17 protein-coding genes are annotated in these 21821 nt (G+C 41.1%); 10 read left to right on the top strand and 7 right to left on the bottom strand.

The features are described 5' to 3' along the window. Positions 1 to 84: 84 nt before the first annotated feature. The 4 genes from HS960_RS19790 to HS960_RS19775 form a co-directional block, all read right to left on the bottom strand. On the bottom strand, positions 85 to 1203 hold the full coding sequence (locus HS960_RS19790) for a cytochrome-c peroxidase (RefSeq protein ID WP_182330473.1): 1119 nt from the start codon (positions 1201 to 1203) through the stop codon (positions 85 to 87). Positions 1204 to 1214: 11 nt separating this feature from the next. Continuing rightward, on the bottom strand, positions 1215 to 2636 hold the full coding sequence (locus tag HS960_RS19785) for a DUF6850 family outer membrane beta-barrel protein (protein ID WP_182330472.1): 1422 nt from the start codon (positions 2634 to 2636) through the stop codon (positions 1215 to 1217). A 155-nt stretch (positions 2637 to 2791) separates the two neighbouring features. Further along, the gene (locus tag HS960_RS19780; protein ID WP_159730270.1) at positions 2792 to 4144 is read right to left on the bottom strand and encodes a DUF4876 domain-containing protein; all 1353 of its coding nucleotides are present in this window, start codon (positions 4142 to 4144) and stop codon (positions 2792 to 2794) included. A gap of 11 nt (positions 4145 to 4155) precedes the next feature. Further along, positions 4156 to 6894: a TonB-dependent receptor gene (locus HS960_RS19775; protein WP_182330471.1), complete on the bottom strand. Its 2739-nt coding sequence runs from the start codon at positions 6892 to 6894 to the stop codon at positions 4156 to 4158. Between the two features lie 368 nt (positions 6895 to 7262). Between HS960_RS19775 and HS960_RS19770 the strand changes: the two genes are divergently transcribed. Then, positions 7263 to 8894 carry a TlpA family protein disulfide reductase gene (locus HS960_RS19770; protein WP_182330470.1) on the top strand — a complete coding sequence of 544 codons (1632 nt, stop codon included), beginning with the start codon at positions 7263 to 7265 and terminating at the stop codon, positions 8892 to 8894. A gap of 252 nt (positions 8895 to 9146) precedes the next feature. After that, the gene (locus HS960_RS19765; RefSeq protein ID WP_159730276.1) at positions 9147 to 10055 is read left to right on the top strand and encodes an RpnC/YadD family protein; all 909 of its coding nucleotides are present in this window, start codon (positions 9147 to 9149) and stop codon (positions 10053 to 10055) included. Positions 10056 to 10364: 309 nt separating this feature from the next. Here the strand turns inward: HS960_RS19765 and HS960_RS19760 are convergent, their stop codons facing one another. After that, entirely contained in the window at positions 10365 to 10850 is a 486-nt protein-coding gene (locus HS960_RS19760; RefSeq protein WP_159730278.1) for a helix-turn-helix domain-containing protein, read from the bottom strand. An 875-nt stretch (positions 10851 to 11725) separates the two neighbouring features. On the opposite strand from HS960_RS19760, the gene HS960_RS19755 reads away from it, so the two are divergent. From HS960_RS19755 to HS960_RS19740, 4 genes are read left to right on the top strand one after another with little or no spacing between them, the layout of a single operon-like run. Next, positions 11726 to 12103 (top strand): hypothetical protein, encoded by a 378-nt coding sequence (locus tag HS960_RS19755; protein WP_182330469.1) that lies wholly within the window; start codon positions 11726 to 11728, stop codon positions 12101 to 12103. Between the two features lies 1 nt (position 12104). Continuing rightward, positions 12105 to 12731, top strand: a complete 627-nt coding sequence (locus HS960_RS19750) for a TlpA family protein disulfide reductase (protein WP_228280096.1) — start codon at positions 12105 to 12107, stop codon at positions 12729 to 12731. Between the two features lie 43 nt (positions 12732 to 12774). Further along, positions 12775 to 15930: a SusC/RagA family TonB-linked outer membrane protein gene (locus HS960_RS19745; protein ID WP_182330468.1), complete on the top strand. Its 3156-nt coding sequence runs from the start codon at positions 12775 to 12777 to the stop codon at positions 15928 to 15930. Positions 15931 to 15958: 28 nt separating this feature from the next. After that, entirely contained in the window at positions 15959 to 17302 is a 1344-nt protein-coding gene (locus tag HS960_RS19740; RefSeq protein ID WP_182330467.1) for a RagB/SusD family nutrient uptake outer membrane protein, read from the top strand. 44 nt (positions 17303 to 17346) lie between these two features. On the opposite strand, the gene HS960_RS19735 is transcribed toward HS960_RS19740, so the two are convergent. Both HS960_RS19735 and HS960_RS19730 read right to left on the bottom strand, forming a co-directional pair. Next, positions 17347 to 17736, bottom strand: coding sequence for a hypothetical protein (locus HS960_RS19735; RefSeq protein ID WP_153845429.1), 390 nt, complete (start codon positions 17734 to 17736; stop codon positions 17347 to 17349). Positions 17737 to 17844: 108 nt separating this feature from the next. Then, complete coding sequence (locus HS960_RS19730) at positions 17845 to 18468, bottom strand: cyclic nucleotide-binding domain-containing protein (protein WP_182330466.1); 624 nt, start codon at positions 18466 to 18468, stop codon at positions 17845 to 17847. Positions 18469 to 18778: 310 nt separating this feature from the next. Between HS960_RS19730 and HS960_RS27035 the strand changes: the two genes are divergently transcribed. The 4 genes from HS960_RS27035 (at position 18779) to HS960_RS19715 (ending at position 21811) form a co-directional block, all read left to right on the top strand. After that, complete coding sequence (locus HS960_RS27035; RefSeq protein WP_262885289.1) at positions 18779 to 18904, top strand: hypothetical protein; 126 nt, start codon at positions 18779 to 18781, stop codon at positions 18902 to 18904. Positions 18905 to 18984: 80 nt separating this feature from the next. Beyond that, complete coding sequence (locus HS960_RS19725; protein WP_153845431.1) at positions 18985 to 19890, top strand: hypothetical protein; 906 nt, start codon at positions 18985 to 18987, stop codon at positions 19888 to 19890. An 82-nt stretch (positions 19891 to 19972) separates the two neighbouring features. Beyond that, positions 19973 to 21031 carry a histidine kinase gene (locus HS960_RS19720; protein ID WP_182330465.1) on the top strand — a complete coding sequence of 353 codons (1059 nt, stop codon included), beginning with the start codon at positions 19973 to 19975 and terminating at the stop codon, positions 21029 to 21031. Between the two features lie 27 nt (positions 21032 to 21058). Continuing rightward, positions 21059 to 21811, top strand: a complete 753-nt coding sequence (locus HS960_RS19715) for a LytR/AlgR family response regulator transcription factor (RefSeq protein ID WP_182330464.1) — start codon at positions 21059 to 21061, stop codon at positions 21809 to 21811. The last annotated feature ends 10 nt before the right edge of the window (positions 21812 to 21821 follow it).

The raw sequence follows: 21821 nt of genomic DNA, 5'->3' as shown, positions 1-21821 counted from the left end.
TTGCTGATGTAAATGATTGCTGTATCGGTGGAAGTTGGATAAGTACGTTCATTGCCTTTAATCATTACTTTTTAGCCCATACTTTTAACGAGGTAAACTCTCTGGGCGTCTCATACGATAACTTGTTGCAGTAATAGCGTGCAAGAAAGCTTCAATGTCTTTGATCTCTGACTTGCTCAAATGCAGGGGCTGCATCAAGGGATCTGTGACTGGATAAAGTGGATCTTTTGCTTTCTGCTCGGCTGTTGCTGAATTCATTTGCATTCCACTGTTGTACATGTTTAATAATCCGGTCATATTCCAAAATAATCCGTTATGCATCCATGGGTCGGTATTCATCACATCTCGGAGGAACGGTGTCTGAAAGCGACCGACATCATTTGGATCTTTTGTTATCTCATAACGTCCAAGGTCTTGAAACTTTCGCTTGTAATAGGTCAAGCCTATATTGTGGTATAAATTATCCGTGAAAAACTGTCCATTATGACAATTCATGCAACGGGCTTTGGTACGGAAAAGATGTAGACCTCGGATTTCTTGATCAGTTAAAACCTTATAGTTGCCATCCAGGAATTCGTCAAATCGACTCCTTCTGCTGCTAAGTGTACGCTGGAATGCGGCCAGGGCTTTTAGTACTTCGGGCATCGAATATTCAGCTTCTCCAAATGCTGCTTCAAAAAGTTTGTTATAGGATGGGATGGACTTAAGCTTTGGGATGAGCTTTGTGAGGTCCATATTCATCTCGTGATGGGCCTCTATAGGCCCTAATGCTTGCTCTTCCAAAGAACCTGCACGGCCATCCCAAAACAGGGCTTTACGGGCATAAACATTTAACAGGGAAGGCGTGTTGCGCTGTCCCTCGATATGGTCGTTGCCGACTGGGACCGTTAGTTTGTCTGCCCATGAGGTTTGCGGATTATGGCAACTGCTGCAGGAAATCTGATTGCTCCCGGACAGGATAGGATCAAAAAACAATAATTTACCCAATTTGACATCGGGACGTTCCATAAGGGCAAAATAGGTTGAATCAACTTTTGGAAGTGATTTAAATTCTGTCCATTTTACACCGGGGTCAATGGTGGGAATCGGCCATTCCCCTAGAGGTCGCGTGTATAACTGACGTAATTCTTCTTGCTGTGAATAGACAAAGGAGGAAAGAATCGCTCCTAATGCCAACGTTACTAACACAATACTTTTATTCATTATTCTCTCTTTTATAAATAGAAATTGACTCCCATGCGCAAATTCGTATTTTTGCCGCGAAAGGCTGTTGTGCCTTCCATTAATTTTGGGCTTGAGTTGTCTGAAGCTTCAAATTGGAAATCGACAAAAAATGAGGTCCTTGCCGTACGCCATATTTTGCTCGTCAGATAAGATAGCCTTGTCTGTATGCCGAGCACATTGGTATCATAATAGTAGAATTCGGGATAAGCAATACCTGCTGTAAATGAATTCAACTGACCGCTTGGTATTTGTAGACTGTTTGTTAACTTAAGTCGGTAAGAAGGGGTAAACTGTAATCGAAACCGATCATTAGATTGTCCGATTTTTGTCCAAGATAAGGGCAAGGAAAGGGCTATCCAGCTTCGTTCTGCGAGTGCTGTAAGCGCATCGTCGCGTTTGTCGTAAAGACTTTCTATAGAAATACCAACTTCCTTGGGCGTGCTGGTGAGTGACGAAAACGCTTTACTGTAAAGCAGACTGCTATTCCAGCGCGTCAAGAAGTAATTGCTTCCTTTATGATAAATTCCATCCTGTCCACTCTCATTGGTTAATCTGAAACGTACGAGATTACCGTTGACGCGTTTGTCCCGAAAGAGCAGATCTATAGCAATTTGATCAAGGTCGAACGTCTGCTTAACCAGATAGTCTTGCAGATGACGTACATCGTTTGTATTCTCGTTTTTGCGTTGTAAATAACTTGCGGACCAGTATAATATCCATTGGGGTTTGTTTAATGTGCCCGCTAATTCTAGTCCGCGATAGCGATCGTATTGTTGAATGGATGCGGAATCAAGTGCTTTGATTGAGCCATATCCAAAACTTGAAAAATAGTGATATTCGGGATAGGAGATACCTTGATTTAATTTCTGATTTTTGTAGGAAAGATCTGTCCTTCCTTTACCGTAGCCCCATATACCCGTGATTGAAAAATGCTGCTGGCTGCCGCTTACATACGATAAGCTTGGTTTTAATAGAAATTTCATGCTATAATGCTCCATTCTGGGATCTACTGATCGTGTTGCCCAGTGATGTGTGTAGTTGGCCTGTATACCGGCTTGCCAATGCTGGTCTAGCTTGTAACCCAATTGTGCTTGGGCATCATAGGTCTGGCGTTCAAATTTTCCGGCTTTTGGCGTGTAAAAATAGCCTGGAATACGATTGTCGTCCAATCCGCCTAAAAAATAGGCTAGACTGTCTTCCCAGGATTTTGCGTAACTGAACCTACCTGATACGACTATTTTGTCCGTTAGGTAGTTGATTCCCCGGGCTTCGAGGGCTGCAATAGTAGTCCTTTGGGCTTTCTGGCTGCTGCGGTAGTTTTGGTTTTTCAAGTCATAATAAACTGAGATATCTCCAAAATTATTTCGGGTGGTATCTTGTAGCAAAACAGTATGATCAAAGAGATATTGCATTGTTTGTGTACCTGCCTGCTGCCACAGAACGGTATCTGAATGATAGTTTTTTTGTGCTAGAGTCAAGTTACAGCAGCACAACAAAAATAAAAAGCTGAAATAGCGCATAACAAAAAATATTGGGACAGCCTCAGCTGTCCCAATGATTGAATATGTTAATCAATAAAAGAACTTGCAGATTTGGATACATCTGCTTTATTCAAATAACCAAAGTCCTCGCTGGAATTATTGGTATCTTTTAAGATACGACGTCCGTTGACAGTTTTGAGTGTTTTGCGCACCAAAGACTGGCTTGAATACTGCCCGGCCGGAACAAATGTGCGAACGGCATCCAATACGTTAGGGAGGCGTTTTGGTACGCGTTTGCTCTCTGTCGGATGCATGATTTCTACAGCGTCATCGATATAACTGACGGGAATCTGGAGGTATTTATTCGTGGTAGCAGTTATCTCGCGCTGATCTGGTGTAGCAAATGCCGGCAGATTTTTTACCGCAGGCAAATTTTGGTTGGCTTTAAATAGGATATAGGCATCGCGACCCAAAGCGTTCAACACCATGTCGTTTCCTGATACAAAATAGGCAACATCTAGATTTGTAACTTTTGGGTTGTCTATATCATATTTATAAGGTACACCGCCTAAATAACTGATTAAGTTTGTTTCGAAGTCGGCATTGGAGAGATTCACGGTCAAATTGGGGTCGGTAATAATCACGCTTGTTCCGTTGTTGTCGGCGTAAGAATTGGTGTGATCAATTGCGGTTGCAGCAATGATAATGCTCTGCCCTGGCTGAACGGGATACTTTTTGCCCGTACCATCACTTGGTACCATAAATAGTGTATTGGCGTAGACATAGTCGTTATTGGCGTCTAATCCTGCGCCTACAGTCATACCAATAGATTGGCTCCAGTCATATTGATTGCTCCCAGATTGAAAATATTGGCCTGAGTTGTTGTTGTTTTTCCCCTCGACCTGACCAATGTAGAGGCTGTCGGCATATAGCAAAGTATTTGAATTATTGTAAATTTCTAAAAACTGGTCTCTGAATATAGCTCCTTTGCTGGGGTCAGATCCGGCATAGTAGATTTGCTTGAATACCCAATTGCCTACTTTACCAATGACCAGATCTAGTTGTTTTTCTGTATTGGAACTAACATCCAAACGCTCCAAAGCGGCATTAAATGTCACATCTTCTTCGGTGTAAACCCCTGTTTTTTGCGTATATTCCTGTGCACTGACGACCAGTACAGCAGCGATGTCATAAGAACCGGGTGTGATGTTTGCGAACGTTATTTTTCCTGAAGTAGCCCCTTCTGCGTTATAGGCTTCGCTGGTGGAGCGATTGGTAATTTTGACGGTAGATTTTGAAACGTCAAAAGAAACATCGCCTTCTTGAGCCTGAATCGTTAAGTTGAGCGAAACGGGTTGGACGCGGTCGTCTTCCGACTTTTTACAGCCAATTACGACAGTCAAAAGAAGCATGGCGATGATGATAAGGTTTCTGTTCATGTTGTTGTATGTTAAAATTTTAATGTTGTGCCTATTGTTAGGCTTGGTTTGGTATTTGGGTTGAATATGTTGTCGATGCCGTTATCAAGTGTAGTGAGCTTATAAGGACGAAGGTCCAAAAGATTGTATACACGCATGTTAACCCGAAAATTTTTGCGAATTTCCTTTTCAAATCCCATGTTCATCGTTGTGTATACAAAAGGTGTATTTACCTTTTTACTGTCTTTGGTTTGCCGTATGAGGGTATTGAAAGGTGCAGTATTGGCTTCATCAGCTGTCAGTTTGTGGTAGCGTATGTCATCGGTTAGATAGGCTACAGGATCCGAGCTGCTCAAGGTATTGCTCTGGTTTAGTATGTTGATGTCCAATGAAAAATTGATAATGAATCCGATACGGGAAAAATGCGTAACCGTGTTAAATTTTGATAGCAGTGATTTAGCGGATTCCCGTGATGGCTCGTAATACAAGGTTTTGATGTAACGGTTGTCATCAAAATAGATCCTATTTGCCGGTGTGACAGCCTCATTAACGGCATTGGTCGCTTTGGTATAGCTATAGGATGTGTTGAGTGAAAAGGAGGTTGCTATAGCTGGAATTTTGGGCGTTGATAAATACCATTCAAAGCCGTAGCTTTCAGAACTCAGACCGTTAGTCAGCTGATGGTCTATAAATCCACCGGTGACAAGAGTTGCGCCTGTAGGTGCATATTCAAACTTATTGGTTGTTTCGTTTAACCAAACAGTATACTGGGGTAGCTCGTATCGGCGAAGGTTGGTGGTCGCATAAAAACCAGCGCTGTTTTTTTTGTAATAGGCGTAGAGGGACGAGTTAAACCAGCGGTTATTATGTACCACACCGAATTCTATCTGCAAAGATTTGGAGGGTTTAAGTTTGCTGTTGTCAATCTGTATCTTATCGGTATACAAGAGGTAAAGCGAGGGGTCTACGCCTCCTGTACTTGCTGTGATAAGATCGTAATCAATATAGGTAGGTCCGGGATAGAGCTGGGCGAGTGAAGGGGCTTTGCTGGCGATGCCCAATGCTCCGGTAAAGGTCCAGTGCTTGTTCCATTGCAAGCGTGAATTAATGCGAGGCTGCAAGGTACCATAGCCGTTCTGTACATCATACCGTAGCCCGATTTGATTAGACAGCGTGCGTTTCCCCAAAGTTATATTGACCTGATCTTCAATATAGGCACTCCAGTTTTTGGACGAAGGAATATATTCAAAAGAATAGGGTCTCAGATTTTGCTGATTGCTACCTATCAGGCGTGGCCTTTCTGGGTCAGATACCACGCCCTGGCCCCCGTTATTAGAATAGTTAAAACTGATGCCATAATTAAAATTATGCTGTACTTCACCTGATTGTGCCTCGCCGTTGGCTGATAGATTGATCGCCGCAGTAACTGGTTTTCCAATAATCAGCTCTTCTGTCATGGTCGATAAAACGACATATTTTCCTTCATAAATTCCCGTGGTATCCAGCGAAGCAATCGGTGTAAGCCCCCGGTTTATCGCATAGCTTGCATAGGACTCCTGTTTTCCCAATGAGATGCTGCTGTTGACCTTTAGGTTTTTCATCCATGTCTGCCCGATCTGTATACCCATTCTATTATTGAAAGAAAATGTATTGTTGGTAAACTTGGATGATCGGAGTGAATTGTCGTCCGGATCCTGACGTCTGCTATCGTTTCGTCCTGTATAATCAAAAGAGAGTGTATTTTTTACTTTTCCAAAGACATTGGTCCAAAGCATGCTCTGGGAGTAGCGATGAAAGGATTTCACTTTATCTTTTGGATCAGCATTGCTGTAGGTCCAGTTTGTACTGAAATTTAAAGCACCCCATTTTGGGGATAATAAAAATCCTTTGCTTATGGAGCTGCTTGTAGAACCGCCGTTAATGTTAAAACTGGCAACATAGGGACTTTTACCGGCCTGCCGATCGACAATAACAGCGCCATTGGTCACTTCTCCATAACGGGCAGGGGCAATACCTTGGATGACCTCTATTTTTTCAATATTATTGACGGGTATATCGCGCAGATCAATTCCTTGAAAAGGTGTATCATAGCTTTGTACTCCTTTATTGCCGAAATAGCTATCTCTATAGGCATAAGATGTGATCGTGCTTCCGTTTAGGCCTCCACGGGAAAGTCCGCGGGTCTGTAAGTTGGCATCATTGGATAGTCTCATGTCGTCAATAATAATGGCAATTCCCTGTGAATTATTGAGATCAAATGCACTTCCCGAAAGTCCACCGCCCCGTAAGGTGAGTGTCGATAGACTATTTAAGTCCAGTGGTACTGTTTTCTTCCCAGGTAATGCATTCATGACATCCACGAGGCTAAATGCCTGCAGCTGATCGATAGCTTGCCGATCAATCTGGATGGAAGAATTTGAACGCCCTTTGTCATTAACATCTGGTAAGATATTGACTTCTTCTAGCTTGAGAGAAAGATCACGCAGGACAATGGTTTTTCGCGCAGGAGGTTGCTCGCGCGGGAAATTGAGGGTAGCGGACTGTTTACCGAGATAAACAACTTTGATGCGGATAGAATCTCGGGCTTGTACGTCGAAATCAAAATTTCCCGATCGATCGGACATGTAGCTGGTATTGTTATTTAGAAGCGTTACTGATGCAAAGGGTAGCGGCAGTCCGTGCTCATCTTTCACTAGTCCATAAAATCGTTCCTGAGCTTCAGCCATTAGCCCCATTCCACATAGCGCAAATACTGTCAATTTTTTTTTCATAAGTACGTAGAAAAACGCAAAATCCAGTTTGTGTGATTTTTAACCGAATGATGAACAGTGGCAAAAATACTTTAAAAAAAAGGTTTTTTAAAATTATTTTTAATCAATCTAATTAACATCTTCCTGAATATTGCTTATTTATGAGCGAAATATGCAAAAAACTCAGTTCTATGTAGATTTGGAACTTCCGTAATCATAACTCGTTTCAATATCGATAAGATTTTGTTATTTATTTAAAAATAAATGATACGGGTCTTCATGAAATCTTTTATACCAAATTGGGGTATAAATTGGTTTATTTCTATGATTCGGCAAATTTCACACATTAACGATTTTATTCGTTGTTGTCTAAATAAATGATTAACTTTATGGAAACCAGTGGCCTAGTTATGAAGTTTTCATTGCTTTCTTTTTTTTCTTTTTTCTTTTTATCATTTGCTACAGCTCAATCATCAGTTGAAAAATCGCTTAAAATCGATCCAAATGACTGGATAATGCAACAGTTGTCTAATGCTCAAGTGAAAAAAAATCTAGTGTCGTATAAAGACAATTTTTTCCAATTTGATACTGTACGTCTAATTGGATTTATCGAAGGTTATAGTCCTGCATTAGAATTTACAAGTGGTATTATTTATAGCAGTAATGAGCTGACTCGTGAAGATTATCCGACTACCGTACAGGTTTATCCTGATGGTCGTTTTGAGGCGAGCTTCTTGGCTACGAATCCGAAAACTAGTTACATTACGTTTAAAAATAACCGTTTTAAATTTTATATCGAGCCGGGACAAACGCTGGCGTTGCGATTTAGCGTTACAGCAGATCAAAATTTAGCGTTAATAGGTTTTGATGGCCCCCTTGCTGCCGAGAATCAACAGCTCGGAGGCTTTGATTGGGGAAATAACCTCCGTGCCTTTTATCAGGGTATGGAAAGTCGTTTGAAAGAGCAACCAATTTCAGAAATCAAAAAGCAATTCTTGACAGCTTGGGATTCGGTACAAAATGAAGTAAAGGGACGGTTAAAGAAAACAGATTTTTCACCAAAAGTAAAAAATCTGGTCTATACGCAAGTTGGGCTCATGTATGCAGTGCAATTGATGGATCTGCAAATGTATAGAAAGAATTACCTAAGGAACAATCCTACAAATGCCTTCCTAAAAGAGCCGCTACCCAGTGATTATTTTAATTTTATATCTCGCTTAGACCTAAATGATCCAGCTATTTTGGTGCAGGATGAGTTTTCAACCTTTATCAACCGATTTGAGTATTCGACACTATTTAGTCGTGATGTCTATTATGATGCCTTAAATAGTCAACGTAAAGGGAATTTATATTTGGTATTGGATTCGGCAAATCAAAAATCTAACCCAACGATAGCCAATACGTTGATCTCCGAAGTTGCGAAACTACGTACCTTGCAGTCTGCATTAAAAGGTGCGGCTGATACAGTTGGGATAACAAAAACTACAGAACAATTATTGGCCGTGTTAAAAAATAGAGATTTAAGGCATGAAGCGCTCCAACTGGCCGAACGTGTGAAGAAATCCAAAAACGGCTATTTGCTGCCCCATACTGATGCTGCAGCTATCTTTAAGAGCATGACAGATAAATACCGTGATAAAGTCGTTGTTGTGGACTTTTGGGCACAGTGGTGCGGTCCCTGCCGCTCCGGTATTGAATCAACGCAAGGGAAACGCTTAAAACTCAAAGATAATCCGAATTTGGTGTTTGTTTTTGTGACAGATAGCGAGGGGACTCCAGATATGGAGTTTTATAAAGATTATATCGTTAAAAATAGCATGTTTGAATCCTATCGGGTTTCTGCCGATGAATATAGGGCATTGCGCGAACTATTTAAATTTAATGGAATTCCGAGGTATGTACTGATGGATCCTGATGGTAGAATTAGAAATGATAATTTTCAAATGCATAATCTGACAACTGAACTTCCGAAAAACTATCCACAGCTGTTTACCTATCAATTGATGCAAGAGATCAATTAATTTGAGTGGTTATGGATACAATTCCGCAATTTAACTCTCTTCCTATATATTTTGAAGGGTTATCATTTAATGGTAACCCTTTTTCTATTAAAGCTTGCTGGTCAATTTTATTTAGATATTCAAAATAATCTTTAGACGCTCGCCTTTCCCGTGAATATTCGAAGAGGAAATAGTAATACATTGCGCTAATTAAATTAGTATTTTGTGTTGCTGTTTCCTATCTTTGTACTGTTAACCAGTTGATAAATAATTATGAGTCCAAGAAAAAGGCGTATAGATGATCCCTTGTGGAAATCTATTTTGGAGCAAACATTTTCGCATTTTCTACGATTTATTTTTCCGGATGCAGATGCTGTTTTTGATTTGAGCAGACCCTTTGATTATCTTGACAAAGAGTTTGAGCAATTATTCCCTCCGGAAAGCAACGGTAAGGGAGTCCGTTATGTCGATAAGCTCGTCAAAGTCTATTTAAATGACGGGAGCGAACAGTTTGTGCTCTGTCATGTGGAGATCCAGAGCAGCAAGGGAAATGGCGATTTGGCCGAGCGCATGTTTCACTATTTTTATAGAATATGGGATCGTTACAAAGTTCCAATTACTGCAATTGCAATTTTGGCAGATGAAAATGAAGGCTATCGGCCAGCGGTATATAGGCAAAAATTTATGGGCACGTCATTGCGCTATGATTTTAACAGTTACAAGATCATGGATCAGGAAGAGTCGGTTTTGCGAGCAAATGAGAATCCATTTTCAGTGATTGTCCTTACTGCTCTTTTGGCTATCAAGAATAAGAAAATAAGTGACGAAGGTCTGAAAGCTATTAAGCATGATCTTTATGACGAGATGCTAAATCGAGATATGGATAAGGATACCCGGCAAGGGCTATATGATTTCCTAACTTACTACGTAAGTTTTGATAATGAGGAAGTTTTGGGTATATTTGAAAAAGAAATAAAAACAAAAATAGGAAGGAGCGATACTATGGGCACTCAAGAATATTTATTAGATAAAGCGGAAAAAAAGGGAATTCAGAAAGGCATTGAAAAAGGTAAGCGCGAGGAAGCTATTGCCATTGCACTAGAGTTTAAGAAAATGGGTATTGCAATAGCTGATATAGCCAAAGGAACAGGCCTTTCTATTGAGGAGATCGAAAAGCTGTAATCAAATACTTTTAAAGTTTATAGATATTTATTTTGAGCCATTTCCGGAAGGGAGTGGCTTTTTCATTTAAACTGTGTTGTCCTTTAAAAAACTCCCCTTTCATTGCTGATAAAAGAGGAGTGCCTTTTTAAACTAAATATATGAAAAAATCTTATCGTTAATAATAAAGCGTCCTAATAGATTAAGCCGCTTCGCTAGATTTTGGTATATTTCAACCAGCTTATTCAATATAGAAATATTTTTTTGAAATTGAAAAAATTAAAAATATCTTTCTGATGTTTGTTTTTCCTTTTTTTGTGAAGAGCTTTCTTAGTTTAATCCAATTACTGGACGCTCTCCCTCGCCATAGAAGTAGTCGAAGAGTTGACTTGGTTTGCACGCTAGAGCTTTAGAAAGGCCATATATTTCATCTGCATATAGCTCTTTAAGTTCTCCTGAGAAAAGTCTATTAAATCTCTTCGCAATAATTTTAGAGCTATCACTAATTTGATTCTGGCTATTTATATAAGGATTGATCAAATCGTGAAATAAGTTTTCATTCTTTTTTAGACTCGCTAAAATATGGCCCTCATGTTTATTAAAATAATTGTTACAGAAAGTATCAATATCTTCTCCTAAAAAAATCAAGGTCTTATGAAAGATTCTGCCATCTAGTTTGGGAGAGCTCTCACTAAGAAGATTTGATATTTCTTTAGACTTATTTTTTAATTCAGATTTATTTTTAATCTTTTTCTTAAGTATGGATAAAATATATTTGAAGAATTCTTCCAGTTTATTTAGTTGATAATCAGCCATTTTTATTCGTTATTTAAAATAAAAAGTCTCAAATAGGACTAATATTGATTTTTATTTTTATATTTGCCTTATAATCAGTTAATCTGATTTAGTCTCGAATACGGAAACGACGAAATTTCAATGACGCGAGACGTAGGGTTTGCGAACCCCCTGTGCTTTTTGTATTTTCGCAAAAGGAAGGGGCAAGCTCCCCTATTGGAAACTGCGTCATGGGTATTCGTCGTACCTCGTATTCAGTGGAAGATAGTGGGGCTTGCCTCTTTTATATTTATAGATGCTTGCGTCTTACTTCCCCTTTGAGACTCTTTTTGTTAACCAAATTGTAAGATTATGAGATCAAAAGAGCTAAGAACATTTACAGAACGACGGCAGATCAAGGATCAGCTTAACGAGCTTGCAGTATCACTGCTCACCAAGAACAAATACTGCCCACCTGAATAGCTTCTTAAAAGCTTAAAATCAACAGTGGCCGATATCCCCTGGGTATCGAATGGATATAAAAAAGCCTTAATAGCCTATTTATAGCATACCAATTGTTGATTTTGCCGGCCTATTCTTTATATCTACGCTCTAAAATTGAACAGCCCGCATCTCTTTTATCTTCGCACTTTAAAAGTAAGGGTTTACGATTTCAAAAGCAAAGATTTTAGAAAATAATATTATAGAATTTCTATAAAAAAGGTCGGTTTTTTATTTTACCAATGGACGCGGTATCGTCTCTATCAAATTACGTGTAACTGTCCTGCACCGCGCCCGATAACCTATCTCTTATTTTTTAACCGCTGTTACCTGAGTTTTTTCAGGTTCCCGCAAAAAGCTGATTTCGGTCGGATAGGGAATGCTATGCGCTATGGTCACAGCTAAAAACTAAACACATGAAAGCCATTTATGAAGATTTACTGCATCTCGACAGGCCATTCTACGAGATCCATGAAGACAGTTACGATCCATTGAAATGTATCGAAAGCTTTTGGGGTAATTATCCGCTAGCCACAATACGCGAAAACCTCTACGCATTGGATTTGAAATGTAAAACGCTCGGGACAACCTCCGAAAGCAAATTAGAAGCCGTACAGCAATCCCTCTTTCTAGCGGATATCTTGCGCACGCTAATAGCTTATTTCCTGATGCATAGTCGCCATATTGATACAACTCAAATAAAACTGTCGACACTGGACCTGAATATGGAGGAAATCAGACTGACCAAAAAAATCAACGATTTTTTTCAATCCATTAACCAACCAAAACCCTAAGATGATGAAATCAATACTATATAATTTATACAAGGCTTTTAAGAGCAAACGAGCACGAGCGATACTGCTGTGTTTGGTTTCTATGTTTAGTTTATCTGCCCAAACGCCCCGCAAGGACAGCGGGGCTAATGGGCTTCATGAAGTTGCAGCGATCAATGTAGGCGATCGGGTTCCCGAAGATTTTTATACCCGACAGTATAAAGTTTACACGAATGGTAAGGCTGTCACTACAGATCTAAAACACCTGAAAGGTAAGTTGGTCATCTTGGACTTCTGGGCCTCATGGTGTGGAATGTGTCTAACCCAGATGTCAAAAGGTGAGAAGCTGAGTCAACGGTATGCAGATACGCTAGCTATAGTTCTTGTCAATACCAGACATCGCCGGGATGATCTCCAAAAAATTAAAAAGGCCTACAGCGAAACGTTATCTCGGATAGGAGGAAATTTGCTCCCTACTGTGTATGATGATGAATACTTGATACGCTTGTTCCCGCATGCTTCAATTCCGAGGTATGTGTGGATCTCGCCACGCGGTACCGTGCTGGCAATTACAGGGCATACATTCGTAAATAAAGAACAGATTGATAATGTAATTGACTTGTTGAGGGGGCAAGGTAATTATGAATAGATGGTTAATTTACGCGCTGTTCATTACATTATGCTTCATGCAGATGGAATTAAAGGCGCAGCTCAACTATACTGGAACAGTAGTAGATGAGTCAGCCCACCCAATTGCCGGCGCAAGCATTACGCTGTTAAAAACGAAAACGCAAACCAGGACAGATCGCGAAGGAAAGTTTCACGTATCGGCGACTGATCTTAATGAACGGCTATCTGTCAGCTACATGGGGTATGAAACGCGTATACTGGCGCTCACTGAATCGAAAAATAGGAACTTTTGGATCGTTCTTACCAAGAAAACAAATCAGCTTGATGAGGTGATGGTCGAAACAGGCTATCAGCGCATTCCCAAAGACCGTGCTACAGGGGCTTTTGCACAGGTAGATGATAAAATCATAACCCAGAGACTATCATCGGCCAACATTATGGACCGCCTGGATGGGAATTTTTCAGCGCTGCAGATGGATCGGCGCGATGGTACCAATCAGATCAATATTCGTGGTATCAATACGCTTTCCAGTGCGCTCATGGGGCCACTAATTGTTGTCAATGATCTGCCTTTTGAGGGTGATATCAACGCGATTAATCCGAATGATGTGGAGAGCGTTACGCTACTTAAGGATGCCGCAGCGACATCGGTCTGGGGGGCACGGGCTGGAAATGGTGTTATCGTGATCACACTAAAAAATCGCAATAAACAGGAGGGAACAGCAGTGGACTTTTCGTCTAACCTGACCATTACCGCAAAACCTGACCTGATGTATTTACCTAAAATGTCTTCGGCAGAGTTTATCGATGTCGAAAAAATGCTTTTTGATAAAGGATTTTACAATACCATATTGAACGGTACTAATTCGAATAGGGGGATTGTTTCTCCAGTTGTAGACGGTCTGTATGATCTCTCCAAAGGATTGGTCACACAAGAGGAGATGAATGCGCGTATCGAACAATATAAGACGCAGGATTATCGAAAAGACATGCTCCGCTACGTCTATCGCAATGGTGTCTTAAGCCAAAATAATATTGCGCTGTCTGGTCGTGATGAGCAGAGTGGTTACCGAGTAGGGATCGGCTACGATAGAAATACGCTTAGCAAAAGGGAAAGTTGTAATCAGCGGCTGGTGATCAATGGAACTTATCAGCTGAATTTCTGGAAACACTTTAGGCTGGAGAGCAACCTGCTTTTTTCCAATATGAAAAACAGCTATAATCCGGACCTCATTGATTATCCAATAGGTGTCGGCGGAGGTAGGACAAATCTATATCCTTACGCACAGTTGATGGATGATGCCGGAAATCCCCTAGCGATTCCATCGCAATATAATTTTAAGTATATAGAGTCTGTAGCTACGCGCAATGATGGACTGCTGGACTGGTTTTATCGACCTTTGGATGAATTTGGTAAATCCAGAGCCAATAATAATACCAATTATTGGAATGCAGGGATTAAGCTGTCGTTCCAACTGTGGAATAGTCTGGAGATTACTGGCCAATACGGCTTTGAAGGTCAACTGGGTGCGAATCGAACCTTACGCGGACAGGAGTCCTTCTTCACGCGTGATCTGATTAACCGTTTTACGCAGATCGATAATGGGACGGTGAAACGGATTGTGCCGCTGGGAGGGATACTGACCAATGGTAACAATGATTTCACAAGCCATAAGGGAAGAGTACAGCTCAATTTTGCGAAAAAATGGAGTAACTTACATGAACTGAATTTCTTTGGCGGCGCTGAAGTGTCGGCACGGACGGAAGAAAGCGGCCTGTTTACAACCTACGGTTTTGATGAAAATCTGTACAATAGCCAGCTGATAGATCCGATAAACGCTTATCCGATCTATGATGGTCTGAGTGGATTGAGCCGTATTCCCTATACAAATGGGTTTGATAAACGAATGCGTCGATATGTATCGCTATTTGGGAATGCTTCCTACACCTATCGGGGGCGATATATCTTTTCGGTAAGCGGCCGGAAAGATGCCTCTAACCTGTTTGGGGTAAATGCCAACAACAAATGGAATCCTTTGTGGTCGGCTGGACTGGCATGGAAGCTGTCGGATGAGGCTTTCTTCCCGAAGAATAGAATGGTTAATAGCTTGAAGCTGCGGTCTACATTAGGGCATAGTGGTAATTCGGGTGGTATGACAACCAGTTTGCCTATTATCAGTTATATGTCGGGACTAAATACAGATGTCAGTACTTTTCCACGTGCCATTGTCTCGTTGCTGCCCAATCCATCGCTCCGTTGGGAAGATGTCCGCATGTTCAATATAGCGTTGGACGCTGCCTTGTTCAATAATCGTATTGTGCTTTCCGCGGATGCCTATTTTAAAAAGTCGACGGACCTTTTTGCTTCTGATCCCATCGACCCGACTTATGGTTTTAGTACTGTGCGAAGGAATGTGGCTATTGCTTCGGGAAGGGGTATTGATATTGATCTCAATGCAAAAATATTGGATGGAAACTTTAAATGGAACACGAAGGTGCTATTTACAATCAATAAGGATAAAGTGGACAAGTATTACGGCGGTACCTGGCGTGCTTTGACCTTTACAGCTTATTCTGGGCGAAATGTTTCTCCAATCGAAGGTAAGGCGCTTTATCCAGTATTCTCTTACCGCTTTATGGGACTTGATCCTGAAAATGGCGATCCGCAGGGATCGCTGCAAGGCGCTACTTCTAAGGATTATACTAAAATGTTGGCAGACTCCATCCAAAATCTGGTGTACCACGGTTCGGGAATCCCGCCATATTACGGATCGCTCAACCAGACTTTTAGCTGGAAATCCTGGCTCTTGAGTGTCAATATCGCCTACAAGTTTGGCCACTTCTTCCAGAAGGAAACAATTCGGTACCTCGATCTTTTCAATGGTTGGCGTACGCATGGGGATTATGCCAAACGTTGGCAGAATCCGGGAGATGAATCTCAAACAACCGTTCCATCGATGACTTATCCGGCCAATTCAAACCGTGATGATTTCTATGCTTACTCGGAAGCCAATATCGGTAAGGGGGATATTATACGCTTGCAGGATATTCGTTTGCAATATCAATGGCTGCTCATGCGTAAGTTTCCCGTACAGGCTTATGCTTCTGCCAACAATGTAGCGCTGCTATGGAAAGCCAACAAATGGGGCATAGACCCCGATTTTAACAATATGCCTCCTGCGCGAAATTATAGCTTGGGGTTATCAATTCATTTTTAACAGAAAGGAAGGAATTATAATGAAAAATATGATGTGGATAGGCATCTTTCTATGGAGCCTTTGCTGCCAGTCTTGTACTAAATTTTTGGACGAAAAGCCACAGTTATCTGCGGCTACTCCCGACAAGGAAGAGGACTTAAGAGCACTTTTGGACTTTGAGTCTCAGATCAATCTCTATTATCCGGGACTAATTGAGCTGGGTACAGATGACTATTATCTGAACAATGATACCTATAATAATATGCTGGCCAGTTTTCAGGAGGCTTATCGATGGGATAAAGAAATGATCACAACGGATGTCGCCTATTGGAGAGCCTGTTATAATACCATTATGATCGCCAATATTGTGCTGGAAGGTGTTGAGCGTCTGCAGCCAATCAAAAATAAAGATATTGAAGGCGAAGCCCTATTTGTCCGTGGGCTGGCACACTTCTATGCGGCTCAGTTGTATTGCCCGCTTTATAATGAGGTTGAGGATAGCCCTTTTGGGCTGCCGATACGGTTGACTTCCGATTTTAATGTTCCTGTTACACGTGCTACGGTACATCAAACGTACAAACAGATTATTGATGATATCAAAGGGGCAATCCCATATTTGAGGGATCAGGCCGCTGAGATTAATAGACCGAGCAAACGAGCAGCGTATGCCGCATTGGCAAGAATATATCTGAGTATTGCAGACTATGAGCAAGCACGGTATTATGCCAATGAATGCCTGAGAATAAATGCAGATTTGATGGATTTTAATACTATTGATGCTAAGCTTAATTACCCCATCACGCCAAAAAATGTAGAAATGATCTACTATGGATCAACAATTTCGGGAAGCGCTGCACTGAACAGCAGTCGGGCCAGAATACCCATGGAAGTATATGACCTATTTGATGCTAATGATCTCCGTAAACTCATTTATTTTAAATCCGTGAATGCAACAGAATATGCTTTCAAAGGCTACTATTCTGGGCGTTCGGCTACTTATTTTGCAGGTTTTGCCAATGATGAGCTTTTTCTGATCCGGGCAGAATGCAATGTCCGTCTAGGAGCTACTGAAGAAGCCTTGGTAGATATGAATAAACTGTTGGAAAATCGGATTCGAAAGGGTTCATTTACCGAATTAAAATTGTCAGATCCGAAAGATTTATTGCTTTTTATTCTCAATGAACGCCGCAAGGAAATGTTGTTTCGTGGTGTAAGGTGGTCGGATCTGAAGCGATTAAACCTAGAACCGGACCATGCCGTAAATCTGGTACGGGAGGTTACGGCCAATGGGGAGACAAAGCGGTATGAGCTACCGGCTAACGACGCACGTTACCTATACCCTATTCCGACGGAAGTGATTAGTCAGAGTAATATTGAACAAAACCCACGGTGAGAAACGAAAGCAGGCTTCCGTTAATGGAAAGCCTGCTTTTCTGTTTACTGATTGGAACGAAATGCTTGTACAGTAGTGTTGGTGTTGGAGGTGGATACAGCATCTTCAATCTGATCCTCCACTGTTACGCCGGGAGACACTTGATGCGACATATCGGGCTTACCCGAACCGTTGTCTGGTGCTTTGATGGAACAGATCTCCTGGTCATCATCACCACACTCAAATTTAGGCGTCAAAGCATAATTCGCTGGATTGGTTGGATCTGAATTGACCAGCTCGTTGTTATACCAAGTCGGATCTTCAAGTGATTTTGATACTTTGTTTTCAATTTTCACATCTTCTTTTTCTGTGAAACTTTGCGCTCCATAAGCGAGCCCCAATCCTAATACTGCTAATGTGCCGGCACGTAGCCAGCTGTTTCTTTTTGTTGCCATGGCAAAAAATTTAGTTTATAAAATGTTTATTAAAGCCAGCACCTTTCGCTAGCTCCTTATACAAAGTTGCATGCAAAATAAGTCTGATATAGGCCTGTACTATAGGAGCTATTTTTGAGCATATTTGCCCGTGAGCAGAAAATACTGGGCCTGCTGCACCGTGTGGCGGGAAATGCAGAGAAGATCTGCCTGCTCGACTTGAGTGGTAGCAGCTTTGATTTCGGGCAACAACCGGGTAAAGTTAAGGTAGCGCTCAAAAGGAGAATAGCCCAAGCTGGCCTGTCTAAGTAAAATCAGCTGCCTCTTCTTTTTATTGCTCAGTACATCAATTAGCGTATCAATAGATTTTTCCTGTTCCTGAAACTGCCGTAGTACCGGGTGTGGGATCGCAATAATAATTCCCGAACGGAGTGCCACAATATGCCCGCTGTGTAGATGATGTGTATATAGGTGATTGGTCGTCATTAAAGCCATGTTCGGAATAGCCAGGCTCATAATCTTGCGCTTGCCGGTTTCATTGTTTTCTTCGACCCGAGCCAGGAGGCCTTTTGCGACAAAATAGGTCATCTCCGAATGAAGGTTAACTGGACTGAGTTGCTCGCCTCGTTTGACGATCTTGACTTTGAGGTTGTCCTTTGCCCACTGATAGTGAAAATGATCTATTGTGTGATATTTCCCCCAAAAATCAAATAATAGTTTGAATCCCGCCTTAGTGTTATGCTTAATTGACATAATAAAGTTTTTTTTGGTTTATCTGGTTTACTGTCAATAATATATGTTGCGCTAACAAAACTACGATGATTTAAAATCATTGAAGAAACTACCCTTATAAGGCCTTTTGCCTCTAGAAAAACCTCTTTTGCCACCCAAATTATCGACAAAATGGAAAGTTTAGGAACCAAATGGCAGATGAAGGCGATGTCCTTTAGCTCTCCAATTATTAGTTGAATTTTTACTCCCGATCGATCCACAGTCTTCAGTGCCTGAAGCCGTAAAGCTGTTGCGAGAACAGCCTATGGTTTTATTTTTTACGAGAAACAACGTGGAAATAACAACACTATTGGCCCAATTTGGTCTATATAATCCACAACCTCTGACCATCACTGACCTCATGTTAGGTATTGATGAAGAGGAAGATGGAGGGAAATGCAATATCGTTTTCCCTTAAGAACATGATAATAATTGAGTATGCTCTGCCTTATCCTTGGGCATAGCATATTCCCAATATTAACCCTAACGTATTTTTATATGCAATTTACTTGGAAAGCCGCCATGAACGGGTACACCGAAAAGGACTGGCGGGACTTTGTTTTTTTCTCGGCCAATGTGCAACATCTTTTGGGTATCCATCAGCTCGATATCCAGCAAAATCTACACCGTGCGGCGATCAATTTCTCAAGGCGGCAGGCAGAAACGGACGCCACTAAATTTCTGCTCGAGGACAAAACCTATTGGATTTCTCCGGAGCGCGCTCAATTTATTCTAAGTTTTCATTTTGGCTACTATCGGGCCGTTCCTGCCTTTTTGGTTCAGCGCGGCTATAAACTTTGTATTCCTGTGGCTAAAGAAGTCATGTTGCAGCAGTCACAGCATTACGCCGCTTTGCTCGGTGACCGTTGGCAAAAACAAGTTGTATTTCTGGAAGCCGAGGATCCACATCTTTTCTTTAAGTTACGGCAGCAGATGGATCTTGGCTATCATATATTCTGCTACCTTGATGGAGGGGTAAATGCCGCAAAAGATTTCCAGGCGCAAAAATTAAGCGAAATCCCTTTTCTAAATGGCAGCATTAAGATAAAGCATGGGATTCTAAGTATGGCTTTTTTGCTTCAAAAAAATATAACAGTTTTAATTGCCAAAATAGCGGCAGAAAATGAGCCTATTGTTATTTGTGAATTGAGTCATTGGTTTGAAAACTGGTTTCCGAGCGCCAGGCAGTTTAAGGACTATTTTAGCCGCATCATTTATGAAGATTTTGAGGAAACCTTATTAGAATATCCGGAGGCCTGGGAGGCCTGGCTTTACCTACACAAAATCATGTCACCAAGCTCGGATGTAGCAACCTGGCCGGCAACTAATCGTATAATTTCATTTAGCATGAAAGAGAAACAGTTGCTGCTTGATAAGTTTACTTACCTGAGTTATCCCCTGTAACGATTTTAGTAGAAATATATCGGAACACTTGTCTAAATATGATGTTGTAATTATCTTTAGGTTATCAATATAAACCAATAATATGAATAGGTTCTTTAAAAGAAAGTGGTTGTTGCACTGCTACTTCTGGATAGGATATAGTTTTTATTTTTTTGCGGTAAATGCACTGGGCAATTCCAGACTGAATTTGGGAGCTTCCCTCATCACCGTATTTTATTGTGCCGTCATCTTCTATGCGGTATATCTGATCTTGATATATATTTTCGATCAGGGTCATATACTTGGAACTGTGCTATTGATGAGCGGATTTTATCTAATCTCCGCCCTGATTGTGTACTATGAATTGTATGGAAGATTTGGACTGGAGATTATAAATAATAGGTATGTCATAACTAAACACGCTTTTAGTTGGGCGAAGTATATTCAGACCTTTCTCGTCATGCATAGTAATTATACGGTGATGGCGGTGGGCTATTATTACTATAAGAGTAAGCTTCGTGAATCAGATGATAAGCTTGAAGCTGTAAACGCACGTCTCGCCGCAGAATCAACGATGAAATCTTTTCAATATACGACCTTATCTGCACAGGTGCATCCGCATATGATGGCGAATATCTTTAGCAATTTAAAAAATAAGGTAGACCCATATGATGTTGAGTTGGGTATGCAGCTTTCGGAAATTTATCGCTTAATGAAATTCTATATGGAGGCTCATCACGTGGAGGGGGCAACCCATATTTTATTAGCGGATGAAGTGAAAGCACTGGAGCAGTACTTGTCCATACAGGAGAAAGTCGAATCAAATCCTTTTTACATAAATCTTTCCTGCTCGGGTAACCTGATGCGATTTAGTATTGCACCTACATTATTGCAGACGCTCGCTGGTAACTTATTTAAGCATGCGGACCTGTGGGATAAAGATCACCCAGCCAAAATCGACATTCTTGTCGGTAATGCCGGTTATCGGATTACGATTCAAAATAAAAAGCGAAGCGGACCTCAGATGATGCCAAGTCACGATGTAGGACTTCGGAACATAAGAATACGCATGGAATATCTCTTTGGAGCGGATTTTTCGATGGAAGAACATCAAGACGCTAATCATTATGAACTCATGCTAAGTGTGCAGCGCTACAGATAATTAAAGGAACAAAAAATGACGGAAAATATGAATAGAATATGGATTGGAATCATCATCGATGACCAGAAACCGCATATCGACCATCTGCTTGAGATGGTCGAAGAGATTGGCTATGTGCAGATTGCCAAAACGTTTAGCGATCCGCAGGATGCCAAAATTTTTCTGCGTGCCAACAAAGTTGACTTTATGATCCTTGATGTCGAATTAGGGAAGACCAACGCTTTTGATTTTTTAAGAACCTTGCCCAGCTCAAATCTAAAAACAATTCTTTATACAGCACACCGCCAATACGAGGATCCGGGATATGATTTCGGTGTCGTTGATGTGCTGCTCAAAGACGTGTCTAAGAGTCGTTTCTATGCCGCATTGCGCCGGGTGGATGAAGCGCTCGCTAAATTGATCCCACTCTCTGATCACGATTCACTAGAAAATTATACGTATTATTTTATGATCAAAGGGCCGGTGCGTTATCAGCGTACGGAGGTTCGTATGAAAGAACTTGTTTATGTGGAAAGCGCCAATGGCCAGGTTAAATTTCACATGATCGGCAATAAAATTCTGACCTGCGGCAGTACCATGCGGGAAGTATTGGGGCGATTGCCGGTCAGATGGTTTAAGCAATGCCATCAGAGCATTGTAATTAATATCAATTTTTTTTACAGCTATGGGGTCGGCGGTGTCTTGATGACTGAAGGGACGAAAAAAACACTTCCTGTAGGTGATAAGAAACTGTATGCAGACTTCTTTAGCTTCATTAACTCCAATATCCTTGGTGGATAAGCGTATTTGT

The organism is Sphingobacterium paramultivorum (assembly GCF_014109745.1).
In the GTDB taxonomy this organism is placed as follows: domain Bacteria; phylum Bacteroidota; class Bacteroidia; order Sphingobacteriales; family Sphingobacteriaceae; genus Sphingobacterium; species Sphingobacterium paramultivorum.
This window is presented reverse-complemented; position numbering and strand designations above follow the sequence as displayed.

What these genes read in the sequence shown, in the direction of transcription:
- HS960_RS19765 (WP_159730276.1), top strand. Translation starts at nt 9,147, where the DNA reads ATGAGTCCAAGAAAAAGGCGTATAGATGATCCCTTGTGGAAATCTATT.
- HS960_RS19720 (WP_182330465.1), top strand. Translation starts at nt 19,973, where the DNA reads ATGAATAGGTTCTTTAAAAGAAAGTGGTTGTTGCACTGCTACTTCTGG.
- HS960_RS19750 (WP_228280096.1), top strand. Translation starts at nt 12,105, where the DNA reads ATGATGAAATCAATACTATATAATTTATACAAGGCTTTTAAGAGCAAA.
- HS960_RS19755 (WP_182330469.1), top strand. Translation starts at nt 11,726, where the DNA reads ATGAAAGCCATTTATGAAGATTTACTGCATCTCGACAGGCCATTCTAC.
- HS960_RS19785 (WP_182330472.1), bottom strand. Translation starts at nt 2,636, where the DNA reads ATGCAATATCTCTTTGATCATACTGTTTTGCTACAAGATACCACCCGA.
- HS960_RS19735 (WP_153845429.1), bottom strand. Translation starts at nt 17,736, where the DNA reads ATGGCAACAAAAAGAAACAGCTGGCTACGTGCCGGCACATTAGCAGTA.
- HS960_RS19760 (WP_159730278.1), bottom strand. Translation starts at nt 10,850, where the DNA reads ATGGCTGATTATCAACTAAATAAACTGGAAGAATTCTTCAAATATATT.
- HS960_RS19770 (WP_182330470.1), top strand. Translation starts at nt 7,263, where the DNA reads ATGGAAACCAGTGGCCTAGTTATGAAGTTTTCATTGCTTTCTTTTTTT.
- HS960_RS19715 (WP_182330464.1), top strand. Translation starts at nt 21,059, where the DNA reads ATGAATAGAATATGGATTGGAATCATCATCGATGACCAGAAACCGCAT.
- HS960_RS19790 (WP_182330473.1), bottom strand. Translation starts at nt 1,203, where the DNA reads ATGAATAAAAGTATTGTGTTAGTAACGTTGGCATTAGGAGCGATTCTT.
- HS960_RS19780 (WP_159730270.1), bottom strand. Translation starts at nt 4,144, where the DNA reads ATGAACAGAAACCTTATCATCATCGCCATGCTTCTTTTGACTGTCGTA.
- HS960_RS19775 (WP_182330471.1), bottom strand. Translation starts at nt 6,894, where the DNA reads ATGAAAAAAAAATTGACAGTATTTGCGCTATGTGGAATGGGGCTAATG.
- HS960_RS19730 (WP_182330466.1), bottom strand. Translation starts at nt 18,468, where the DNA reads ATGTCAATTAAGCATAACACTAAGGCGGGATTCAAACTATTATTTGAT.
- HS960_RS19725 (WP_153845431.1), top strand. Translation starts at nt 18,985, where the DNA reads ATGCAATTTACTTGGAAAGCCGCCATGAACGGGTACACCGAAAAGGAC.
- HS960_RS19745 (WP_182330468.1), top strand. Translation starts at nt 12,775, where the DNA reads ATGGAATTAAAGGCGCAGCTCAACTATACTGGAACAGTAGTAGATGAG.
- HS960_RS19740 (WP_182330467.1), top strand. Translation starts at nt 15,959, where the DNA reads ATGATGTGGATAGGCATCTTTCTATGGAGCCTTTGCTGCCAGTCTTGT.